The 10,960-nt window shown below is 67.4% G+C and carries 11 protein-coding genes; 10 read left to right on the top strand and 1 reads right to left on the bottom strand.

Annotated elements, in window-relative coordinates; translation table 11 throughout:
• Positions 1-2 precede the first annotated feature (2 nt).
• From moaE to clpB, 3 genes are all read left to right on the top strand, one after another.
• Positions 3-491: a molybdopterin synthase catalytic subunit MoaE gene (gene moaE, locus HZ992_RS10365; protein ID WP_209386560.1), complete on the top strand. Its 489-nt coding sequence runs from the start codon at positions 3-5 to the stop codon at positions 489-491.
• On the top strand, positions 488-877 hold the full coding sequence (crcB, locus tag HZ992_RS10360; RefSeq protein ID WP_371816805.1) for a fluoride efflux transporter CrcB: 390 nt from the start codon (positions 488-490) through the stop codon (positions 875-877). The genes moaE and crcB overlap by 4 nt, the downstream gene beginning before the upstream one ends.
• Positions 878-968: 91 nt before the next feature.
• Positions 969-3,560, top strand: coding sequence for an ATP-dependent chaperone ClpB (clpB, locus tag HZ992_RS10355; protein ID WP_209386559.1), 2,592 nt, complete (start codon positions 969-971; stop codon positions 3,558-3,560).
• A 24-nt stretch (positions 3,561-3,584) separates the two neighbouring features.
• Here clpB and HZ992_RS10350 read toward each other — a convergent pair whose 3' ends face one another.
• Positions 3,585-4,865 carry a hypothetical protein gene (locus HZ992_RS10350; RefSeq protein ID WP_209386558.1) on the bottom strand — a complete coding sequence of 427 codons (1,281 nt, stop codon included), beginning with the start codon at positions 4,863-4,865 and terminating at the stop codon, positions 3,585-3,587.
• A gap of 161 nt (positions 4,866-5,026) precedes the next feature.
• Between HZ992_RS10350 and nadB the strand changes: the two genes are divergently transcribed.
• The 7 genes from nadB (at position 5,027) to HZ992_RS10315 (ending at position 10,951) form a co-directional block, all read left to right on the top strand.
• On the top strand, positions 5,027-6,667 hold the full coding sequence (nadB, locus tag HZ992_RS10345; protein ID WP_209386557.1) for an L-aspartate oxidase: 1,641 nt from the start codon (positions 5,027-5,029) through the stop codon (positions 6,665-6,667).
• A 130-nt stretch (positions 6,668-6,797) separates the two neighbouring features.
• Positions 6,798-7,160, top strand: a complete 363-nt coding sequence (rpsF, locus tag HZ992_RS10340) for a 30S ribosomal protein S6 (protein ID WP_209386556.1) — start codon at positions 6,798-6,800, stop codon at positions 7,158-7,160.
• A gap of 8 nt (positions 7,161-7,168) precedes the next feature.
• Positions 7,169-7,438 carry a primosomal replication protein N gene (gene priB / locus HZ992_RS10335; protein WP_245213424.1) on the top strand — a complete coding sequence of 90 codons (270 nt, stop codon included), beginning with the start codon at positions 7,169-7,171 and terminating at the stop codon, positions 7,436-7,438.
• Positions 7,439-7,477: 39 nt separating this feature from the next.
• Positions 7,478-7,768, top strand: a complete 291-nt coding sequence (rpsR, locus tag HZ992_RS10330) for a 30S ribosomal protein S18 (RefSeq protein ID WP_209386555.1) — start codon at positions 7,478-7,480, stop codon at positions 7,766-7,768.
• Between the two features lie 12 nt (positions 7,769-7,780).
• Positions 7,781-8,233, top strand: a complete 453-nt coding sequence (gene rplI, locus HZ992_RS10325) for a 50S ribosomal protein L9 (protein WP_209386554.1) — start codon at positions 7,781-7,783, stop codon at positions 8,231-8,233.
• A gap of 135 nt (positions 8,234-8,368) precedes the next feature.
• Positions 8,369-9,796 carry a replicative DNA helicase gene (gene dnaB / locus HZ992_RS10320; protein ID WP_209386553.1) on the top strand — a complete coding sequence of 476 codons (1,428 nt, stop codon included), beginning with the start codon at positions 8,369-8,371 and terminating at the stop codon, positions 9,794-9,796.
• A 36-nt stretch (positions 9,797-9,832) separates the two neighbouring features.
• Positions 9,833-10,951 carry a PA0069 family radical SAM protein gene (locus tag HZ992_RS10315; protein ID WP_209387123.1) on the top strand — a complete coding sequence of 373 codons (1,119 nt, stop codon included), beginning with the start codon at positions 9,833-9,835 and terminating at the stop codon, positions 10,949-10,951.
• The last annotated feature ends 9 nt before the right edge of the window (positions 10,952-10,960 follow it).

Raw genomic sequence — 10,960 nt, 5'->3', positions numbered from 1 at the left:
GCATGGCGGCGCCGCGTGTCAGCATCCAGACGGCCGATTTCGACCTCGGCGCCGAAGTGGCGTCGCTGCGCGCGGCCGATCCGGGCGTCGGCGCGGTGGCCAGCTTCGTCGGCACGGTCCGCGACCGCAACGACGGCCTGGGCGTCAGCTCGATGGAACTGGAGCACTACCCCGGCATGACCGAGAAGGCCATCGAGGCGATGATCGACGAGGCGTTCAAGCGCTTCGACATCCGCGCCGCGCGGGTCATCCACCGTGTCGGCCCGCTGGCGCCGCTCGACCAGATCGTGATGGTCGCCGTGACATCGGCGCACCGCGGCTCGGCCTTCCAGGCCTGCGAGTTCCTGATGGATTACCTGAAGACGCAGGCGCCCTTCTGGAAGAAGGAGCACACGCCGGAGGGCGCGCGCTGGGTCGATGCCCGTGTCAGCGACGACGCGGCGCTGGCACGCTGGGGCATCGACGCAGGCAACGCCGGGCCGGTGGCGTGAGCGGGGTCGCGATGTGGCTGCAGGTGCTGGCGGTCGCCGCCGGCGCCGCCATCGGGGCGCTGGCGCGCTGGGGCGCCGGGCTGTGGCTGAACGCGCGCTGGGCCGGTTTTCCGCTGGGCACGCTGTTCGTCAACGCCGTCGGCGGGCTGCTCATCGGCATGGCGTTGGCCTGGTTCGAGCGCAGCCCCAACGAGATGCTGCGCCTGCTGCTGGTCACCGGCTTCCTCGGCGGCTTGACGACCTTCTCGTCGTTCTCGGCCGAGTCTCTCCTGCTGCTGCAGCGCGGGCAATGGGGGCTGGCCGCTGGCCACTCGCTGGCCCACCTGCTGGGCGCGCTGGCCTGCGCGGCGCTGGGATTCAAGCTGCTCGATACGCTGCTGGGTTGATCTTCCGCACACCCGCAGCGTCTGCGGGTGCGAGCCAAGACTTGAAATGGCGGCCCGGCCGCCTCAAATCCCTCGCAATCGGAGGTTATCCATGCGACAGGACAAGTTGACCAGCCAGTTCCAGCAGGCCCTCGCCGAGGCCCAGAGCCTTGCCGTGACCCGCGACAACCCGTACATCGAGCCGGTGCACGTGCTTGCCGCGATGCTCGCGCAGGACGAGGGTCCGCGCGCGCTGCTCGAGCGCGCCGGCGTGCGCCTTCCGGCCTTGCAGACGGCGGTGGACACCGCGCTCAACGGCCTGCCGCAGGTTCAGGGCGGCGAGCCGGTGGGGGCCGGGCGCGACCTCGTGTCGCTCTTGCAGGGCGCCGAGAAGGAAGCCAGCAAGCGAGGCGACCAGTTCATTGCCAGCGAGATGTTCCTGCTCGCGCTGTCGGAGGCCAAGACCGACCTGGCCGGCATCGTGCGCGGCCACGGCCTGACCCGCAAGGGCCTGGAGACGGCCATCGACGCGGTGCGCGGCGGCCAGAAGGTCGACAGCGCCGAAGCCGAAGGGCAGCGCGAGGCGCTGAAGAAGTACACGATCGACCTGACCGAGCGCGCCCGCAAGGGCAAGCTCGACCCGGTGATCGGCCGCGACGACGAGATCCGCCGCGCCATCCAGGTGCTGCAGCGCCGCACCAAGAACAACCCGGTGCTGATCGGCGAGCCGGGCGTGGGCAAGACGGCGATCGTCGAAGGTCTGGCGCAGCGCATCGTCGCCGGCGAGGTGCCCGATTCGCTCAAGGGCAAGCGGGTGCTGTCGCTGGACATGGCCATGCTGCTGGCCGGCGCCAAGTACCGCGGCGAGTTCGAGGAGCGCCTGAAGAACGTGCTCAAGGAGCTGTCGCAGGACGAAGGGCAGACCATCGTCTTCATCGACGAACTGCACACGATGGTCGGCGCCGGCAAGGCCGAGGGCGCGATGGACGCGGGCAACATGCTCAAGCCGGCGCTCGCGCGCGGCGAACTGCACTGCGTCGGCGCAACCACGCTCGACGAGTACCGCAAGTACATCGAGAAGGACGCCGCGCTGGAGCGCCGCTTCCAGAAAATCCTGGTGGGCGAGCCGACGGTGGAGGCGACCATCGCCATCCTGCGCGGCCTGCAGGAGAAGTACGAAGTCCACCACGGCGTGGAAATCACCGACCCGGCGATCGTCGCCGCGGCGGAGCTCAGCCACCGCTACATCACCGACCGATTCCTGCCCGACAAGGCGATCGACCTGATCGACGAGGCCGCCTCGAAGATCAAGATCGAGATCGACTCCAAGCCGGAGGTGATGGACAAGCTCGACCGCCGCATGATCCAGCTGAAGATCGAGCGCGAGGCGGTGCGCAGGGAGAAGGACGAAGGTTCGCAGAAGCGCTTCGACCTGATCGAAGAGGAACTGCTCAAGCTCCAGCGACAGTACAACGACCTCGAGGAGATCTGGAAGGCGGAGAAGGCGGCGGCTCAGGGGACCGAGCACGTTCGCAAGGAGATCGAGCAGATGAAGTTCCAGATCGAGGAACTCAAGCGCAAGGGCGACTTCAACAAGGTTGCCGAGTTGCAGTACGGCAAGCTGCCGGAACTCGAAAAGCAGCTCAAGGACGCGCAGACGAAGGAGCTGAAGAAGGGCACCGACAAGAGCCGGCCGCAACTGCTGCGCACGCATGTCGGCGCCGAGGAGATCGCCGAGGTGGTGGCGCGCGCCACCGGTATTCCGGTGTCCAAGCTGATGCAGGGCGAACGCGACAAGCTGCTGCAGATGGAGACCAAGCTGCACGAGCGCGTGATCGGCCAGGACGAGGCCATCACCGCGGTGGCCAACGCCATCCGCCGCTCGCGCTCGGGCCTGTCGGATCCGAACCGGCCCACCGGCTCGTTCCTGTTCCTCGGGCCCACCGGCGTGGGCAAGACCGAGCTGTGCAAGGCGCTGGCGAACTTCCTGTTCGACAGCGAGGAGCACCTCATCCGCCTGGACATGAGCGAGTTCATGGAGAAGCACTCGGTGGCCCGCATGATCGGTGCGCCCCCGGGCTACGTGGGCTACGACGAAGGCGGCTACCTGACCGAGGCGGTGCGCCGCAAGCCCTACAGCGTGCTGCTGCTCGACGAGGTCGAGAAGGCGCACCCGGACGTCTTCAACGTGCTGTTGCAGGTGCTCGACGATGGCCGGCTCACTGACGGGCAAGGCCGCACGGTCGACTTCAAGAACACCGTCATCGTGATGACCAGCAACCTCGGCTCGCACCAGATCATGCAGATGGCCGGGCAGCCGAGCGAAGACATCCGCGAGGCGGTGTGGATCGAGGTGAAGCAGCACTTCCGCCCGGAGTTCCTGAACCGGATCGACGAGACAGTGGTGTTCCACGCGCTCGACGAGCAGAACATCGCGGCGATCGCGAAGATCCAGCTCAAGGTGCTGGAGTCGCGGCTCGAGAAGATGGACATGAAGCTCGAGGTCTCACCTCAGGCGCTGGCCGAACTGGCGAAAGCCGGCTTCGACCCGGTGTTCGGTGCGCGTCCGCTCAAGCGGGCGATCCAGCAGCGCATCGAGAACCCGGTGGCCAAGCTCATCCTCGAGGGCCGGTTTGGCCCGAAGGACGTGATCCCGGTCGATGTGGAAAGCGGCGAGTTCCGCTTCGGGCGTGTCGTGCACTGACGGCGCTCGCGGCCGCCGGGTGGCTCAGGCCCCCGGCTGCTCGTCGAACAGCGCGTCCATGCGCTGAACCTGCAGGCGTGCCAGCGTCAGGTTGGCGTGTGTCTTGTCGAGCACGGCATGCAGCGCCATGCCGGGGTGCTTGGGCACCGCGCGCAGCAGCAGGTGATGCGCGCCGAGCGTGATGGCGGCATCGGGGATCGCGTGGCCGAGTCCCAGCGCACGGCAGGTGCCGGCGATGGAGCTGAGCAGTTCGGTGCCGTGCATGGCGAGATCGTCCGCACCCGGGCTGGCGCCGGCATGGGCGACCGAGCGGCCGCTGGAGAGTTCGAATACGCAACAGCTCACCATGCCGGTGAGTTCGCTGAGCTGGTGCACGTAGCGATCGAGCAGCCCCGACGACATGGCGTTGTCGGGGGCGCGGGCCCGCGAAGTCGGCACGGCCGGCATCGGGCGCATGGCCAACGGGGCCTGCGCCGGGCTCGCCGGCTCGGCAGGCGCCGCCGCCACGCGGGGAAAGTTTCCGCCGCGCGGTGCGGGTGGCGGCGTGCCGCGCGAAGGCGGCAGATGCTCGCGGATGCGCGCCCAGGTGCCGTTGATGAAACCCCAGGCGTCGGCGGGGCGCGTCACCTGAGGTGTCGTGCGCACATCGACGCCCGTGCCGCGGCCCATCTCGGCCGCGAGCGTGGCCACGGTGCTGCCGCCGGACAGCGGCAAGACCAGCAGGTGCCGGTTGGACCAGGTGCCGGCCAGGATCTCGTCGCGCAGCGGCTTGAAGGCCGCTTCCAGCGCGTGGCTGGGCAGTTCCCCGACCATCACGACGCCGAGCCGGCTGTTCGCGAGCAGGGTGCGCGCCAGGCCCTGGCGAGACGACGTGTCCGCATCGGCCTCGGTAGAGAACATCATCAGCTTCGAACCGTCGGACGTGGGCAGTTCGACGAATTCCAGCGTGGCCAGTGCGGTGCCGTAGCCCTGCCGCCGGATGAAGAGCTTCTGCACCGCACGGTTGCTGGCCGCGGCGATGCCGGTGAGCAAGCGCCGCGACGAGGTCGTGCCGACGTCGTGCACGGCAATGAATTCCGGGTTGACGTGGTCGAACTGCTGCTGGAGCGCTTCGGGAGGAGCGCAGGAGACGAACAACTCGCGTTCGTTGGCGCCGACCTGGCGACCGATCTCCTTCTTCTCGTCGGACAGGTAGGCGTCCGGGTCCCGCATGAACTGAGTGGCCAGCGCCGTCTGGGCTCGCGTGGCCTGCCAGGCCTCGGGCGTGTCGGGCGCGGCGCCGGCGGGCGGATGTTGGTTGCTCATGGTCGCGTCCCTTGGTGACTACCGCGGGACACAGTGTAAGTGTCCTCATGTCGCCATGACATCGGGCAGGCGTGGATGTTCTCACGCGGCTGTGCAGTCGGCACATTCCGGGTGTGCTCGAGGGGCACCGATAGAATGCCGCGTACTTCACGAACGATGCCATGAGCCCAGCACCGAGTGCTTCCGACGCTTTGCCTGTCGTCATCGTCGGTGCCGGGCTGGCGGGGCTCACGGTCGCGCTGCACCTGGCGCAGGATCAGCCCGTGGTGGTGATCGCCAAGCGCGAGCTCACCGAAGGCGCGACCGCCTGGGCACAGGGCGGCATCGTGGGCGTGCTCGGCAGCGACGACAGCATCGAATCGCACGTGCGCGACACGCAGGAAGCAGGCGCCGGCCTGGTCGAGGAGCACACGGCCCGCTACATCGCGCAGAACAGTGCCGAGGCCGTCGAGTGGCTGGTCGAGCGTGGCGTGCCGTTCTCGCCCGACCCGGCAGGCCCACTGGGCTTGCACCTCACGCGCGAAGGAGGCCATGCCGTGCGGCGTATCGCGCATGCGGCCGACGCCACCGGCAAGGCGATCCACGACGTGCTTCTCGACGAAGTGCGCCGGCATCCGAACATCACCTTGCGCGAGCGCTGGATGGCGCTGGACCTGATCACCACGCGCCACCTGAAACGCGAAGAACAGCCGCACTGCTACGGCATCTACGTGCTCGACATCGACAGCCAGCGCGTCGAGACGCTGCCCGCGCGGGCCGTGGTGCTGGCCACCGGTGGCGCCGGCAAGGTCTACCGCTACACGACCAACCCCGACACCTCCACCGGCGACGGCATCGCGATGGCCTGGCGCGCCGGCTGTCGCGTCGGCAACATGGAGTTCGTGCAGTTCCACCCGACCTGCCTTTACCACCCACAGGAGCGCAGCTTCCTCATCACCGAGGCGCTGCGGGGCGAGGGCGGGCAGCTCAAGCTGCCCGACGGGACGCGCTTCATGCCCGCGCACGACGAGCGTGGCGAATTGGCACCGCGCGACATCGTCGCTCGTGCGATCGACTTCGAGATGAAGAAGCATGGCCTGGACAACGTGCTGCTCGATGCGACCCACCTGGGCGAAGCGTTCCTGAAGGAGCACTTCCCGACGGTGTATACACGTTGCCTGTCGCTGGGCATCGACATCGCGCGGCAGCCGATTCCCGTCGTGCCGGCAGCGCACTACACCTGCGGCGGGGTGGTGACCGACCTGCACGGCCGCACCGATCTGCCTGGGCTGTACGCGGTGGGCGAGACCACCTACACCGGCCTGCATGGCGCCAACCGGCTTGCCAGCAATTCGCTGCTCGAATGCGTCGTGCTCGGCCGCAGCTGCGCCGAGGACATCCTGCGCCGGCCCGAACCCGCCCATCCGCCATTGCCGGCCTGGGACGAGAGCCAGGTCGAGAACGCCGACGAGCAGGTGGTCATCGCCCACAACTGGGACGAGCTGCGCCTGCTGATGTGGAACTACGTGGGCATCGTGCGCACCACCAAGCGCCTGGAGCGGGCGCTGCACCGCATCAAGCTGCTGAAGAGCGAGATCGACGACTATTACGCCAACTTCCGCGTCAACCGCGACCTTCTGGAACTGCGCAACCTGGTCGACTGCGCCGAGCTGATCGTGCGCTCGGCGCTGATGCGCCATGAGAGCCGCGGCCTGCACTACAGCCGCGATTTCCCGAACACGCTGCCGGTGAGCTTCCCCACCGTGCTGGTGCGCCGGGCTCGCAGCGGCGCCAAGCCCAAGGTCTACGGACTCAGCGGCTGAGCCTCTGCCCGCACATTGCGGGTATACTCATGGGCTTTCCCCTTGCCACACCCGGGTTCGACGCTTCGGGGTGGCTTCCACGGTGTGACTGCCATTCGGGCGGTCGCAACGGAAACCAGAAGGAGTATCAATGCGTCACTATGAAATCGTGTTGCTGATCCATCCGGATCAAAGCGAACAGGTTCCGGCCATGCTGGAGCGCTACAAGGGACTCGTCACCGCAGGTGGCGGCAAGGTCCATCGCGTGGAGGATTGGGGCCGCCGTCAGATGGCCTACCTGATCCAGAAGCTCGCCAAGGCGCACTACCTGTGCATCAACATCGAGTGCAGCAAGGAAACCCTGGCCGAGATCGAGACGGGCTTCCGCTTCAACGACGCCGTGCTGCGCCACCTGACGGTGGTGAAGGCCCAGGCCGAGACCACGCCGTCGGTCATGATGAAGATGGTCGAGAAGGAAGAGTCGCGCAAGGCGCCGCAGGAGTCGGCTGCCTGAACAGGCTGATGCTGTCGGCCACGCTGGTCGAACGCGGCGCGCTGCGCTACACCCCCGCCGGGCTGCCGGCCCTCGATCTGAGCCTCAGGCACGAATCGCAGGTCACGCAGGACGGTCAGGCCCGCAAGGTCTCGGTGGAAATCCGGGCCCGGGCGATCGGGGAGATCACGCAGCGGGTCTCGGCCCTCGAACTCGGAAGCGAACACGGCTTTGCCGGCTTCCTCGGTTCCCAGCGCAACGGCCGCGGCGTCGTGTTCCATGTGACCGAGCTCGACTGAACATTGTTCGTATCCGGATAGATTTGAAAGAGGTGAAATATGCCCCCGCCACGTGGTAAAGGTCGGTTCTCGAAGGACCGCAAGCCCAAGCGCAACCAACAATCGCTGCTGTTCCGCCGCAAGCGCTTCTGCCGCTTCACGGTCACCGGCGTCAAGGAAATCGACTACAAGGATGTCGATACCCTGCGCGACTTCATCAGCGAAAACGGCAAGATCACGCCCGCCCGCCTGACCGGCACGCGCGCCTTCTTCCAGCGTCAGCTGACCACCTGCATCAAGCGCGCTCGCTTCCTGGCCCTGCTGCCGTACAGCGACCAGCACAAGGTCTAAAGGAGCCAAGCCATGCAAGTGATCCTGCTCGAAAAGGTGATCAACCTCGGCAACCTCGGCGACGTCGTCAAGGTCAAGGACGGCTACGCCCGCAACTTCCTGATCCCGACCCGTGCCGCCCGCCGCGCCACGGACGCCGCGATCAAGGAGTTCGAGGCCAAGCGTGCCGAGCTCGAGAAAGCCGCCGCCGACAAGCTCGCCACCGCGCAAGCGCTGGGCGAGAAGATGAACGGCCGCACCGTGCACATCACCCAGAAGGCGGGTGTGGACGGTCGTCTGTTCGGTTCGGTGACCAACGCCGACATCGCCGACGCGCTGACCCGCATCGACTTCAAGATCGCCAAGGCGCAGGTGCGCATGCCCAACGGTCCGCTGAAGACCGTCGGCGAGCACACCGTCTCGGTGGTCCCGCACACCGATGTGCTGGTGGAAGTCAAGGTTGTGGTGATCGGCGAAACCGATTAAGGTTCTCGACGCGACCACGACGGGGCCGGCATTGCCGGCCCTTTCTCATTGGCCGCCGGGTTTTCAAGCTGTTTCCCCCGCTTGGTCACCGGCTGTCCACAGCCTTGCCCACAAGATTGCCCACAGAAGCGAACCATGTCCAAGGTCTACGAGTCTTCCGAGCAGAGTGCGGCGCCGCCGCGCGACGACGAGGTGGCGCGTCTGCGCATCCCGCCGCATTCGATCGAGGCGGAGCAAAGCGTCCTGGGCGGCCTGCTGCTGGACAACAGCGCCTGGGACCGCGCTGGTGACCTGCTGACCGACAGCGACTTCTACCGCTTCGAGCACCGGCACATCTATGCCGCCATCGGTGCGCTGGTCAACGCGACCAAGCCGGCCGACGTGATCACCGTGTTCGAGCAGTTGCAGAGCCACGGCAAGGCCGAGGAATGCGGCGGCCTGGTCTACCTGAACGCATTGGCGCAGAGCGTGCCCAGCGCCGCCAACCTGCGCCGTTACGCCGAGATCGTTCGCGAGCGCGCGGTGCTGCGCAAGCTGGTCGCCACGTCGGACGAGATCGCCACCGCGGCCTTCAACCCTCAGGGCCGGCAGGTCTCGGAGATCCTCGACGAAGCCGAGGGCAAGATCTTCCGCATTGGCGAGGAAGGCTCGCGCTCGAAGCAGGGCTTCCAGAGCATGGACCAGCTGGTCGTGCAGCTGATCGACCGCGTCAACGAACTGCACGAGAACGGCGCCGAGGACGTGACCGGCGTGCGCACCGGCTTCTTCGACCTCGACAAGATGACCGCCGGCCTGCAGCCGGGCGACCTGATCATCCTGGCGGCGCGGCCCTCGATGGGCAAGACGGCCTTCGCGCTGAACATCGGTGAGTACGTGGCCGTCAACGAAGGCCTGCCGGTGGTGGTCTTCTCGATGGAAATGGGCGCCGCCCAGCTCGCACTGCGCATGGTCGGCTCGCTCGGCCGCATCGACCAGAGCAACCTGCGCACCGGCCGGCTGCGCGACGACGAATGGGGCCGCCTGTCCGAGGCCGTCGAGAAGCTCGGCAAGGTCAGCATGTACATCGACGAGAGCCCGGCCCTCACGCCCAGCGAAGTGCGCGCGCGTGCCAGGCGCCAGGCGCGGCAGTGCGGGCAGCTCGGCCTGATCGTCGTCGACTACCTGCAGCTGATGAGCGGCAGCGGCGGCAGCAGCGACGAGAACCGCGCCACCGTGATCGGCGAGATCTCGCGCGGCCTGAAGTCGCTCGCCAAGGAGCTGAAGTGCCCGGTGATCGCGCTGTCGCAGCTCAACCGCAGCGTCGAGACGCGCACCGACAAGCGGCCGATGATGAGCGACCTGCGCGAGTCAGGCGCCATCGAGCAGGACGCGGACGTGATCATGTTCATCTACCGCGACGAGTACTACACCAAGGAAGCCTGCAAGGAGCCGGGCATCGCCGAGATCATCATCGGCAAGCAGCGCAATGGCCCGACGGGCACGGTGAAGCTGACCTTCCTGAAGCCGCTGACCAAGTTCGACAACCTGGCGCCGGGCATGGGCAACGGGGGCGACGACTACTGATTGGCACGTGAGGCGCATACTGTATATATTCACAGTATGCGACATGCCCGCCGAATCGCCATCGTTCCCGCCGAATCCCAGGCCGTGAAGGGCCGCGGCACCACCTGGGCGCTGGAGCACCGCTTCAGTTCGCAGCACGCCGAACCGTGGGACGACGGCTGGGGCACGCTGGATCAGCAAGCCACCGAGCAAGTACTGGCGCCGCAGACGCGGATCATCGAAGAGCGCGTCAAGTCGATCCTCACCAGCAACGATTCGCCCGACATCTCCTTCGATCTGTCGATCAACCCGTATCGGGGTTGCGAACACGGCTGCGTCTACTGCTTCGCACGGCCCACGCACAGCTACCTCAACCTGTCGCCGGGCATCGACTTCGAGTCGCGCATCATCGCCAAGGTGAACGCTGCTCAGCGCCTGCGCGAGGCGCTCGCCCACCGCGGCTACGAACCGCTGATGCTCAACATCGGCTCGGCCACCGACGCCTACCAGCCCGCTGAACGCAGGCTGGGCATCACGCGCTCGGTGATCGAGGTGCTCAGCGAATGGCGCCACCCCTTTTCGCTGGTCACCAAATCGGCCGGCGTCGAACGTGATCTTGACCTGATCGCACCGATGGCCGCGCAGCGGCTGGCCGCCGTGTACGTGTCGGTCACGACGCTCGATGCGTCGCTCGCGCGCATCCTCGAGCCGCGCGCGGCGTCGCCACAGCGGCGGCTGAAGACCATCGCGGCGCTGGCGAGCGCCGGTGTGCCGGTCGGGGTGAGCGTGTCGCCGGTCATCCCCTTCATCAACGAGCCCGAACTCGAGCGCATCCTCGAAGCCGCTGCCCAGGCGGGAGCCCGTTCGGCGTTCTCGATCGTGCTGCGCCTGCCCTGGGAGGTGAACCCGATCTTCCAGGACTGGCTGGGCACGCACTTCCCCCAGCGAGCCGAGCGCGTCATGGCGCGCGTGCGCGAGATGCGCGGCGGCCGCGACTACGACGCGCGCTTCGGCACGCGCATGACGGGCGAGGGCGTGTGGGCGAAGCTGCTGCGCCAGCGTTTCGAGAAGGCGTGCGCGCGGCTGGGCCTGAACCGCGAACGTGAGCCGCTGGACCTGACGCTGTTCCGCGCGCCGCACGACGCGACGCCGCCCGCGCAGGCCGCGCTTTTCTGAGCTGCGAGC

Origin of the sequence: Rhizobacter sp. AJA081-3, from assembly GCF_017795745.1 — a bacterium.
In the GTDB taxonomy this organism is placed as follows: Bacteria; Pseudomonadota; Gammaproteobacteria; order Burkholderiales; family Burkholderiaceae_C; genus Piscinibacter.
Note: the sequence above shows the minus strand (reverse complement) of the source record. Positions and strands in the feature narration are given on the sequence as shown.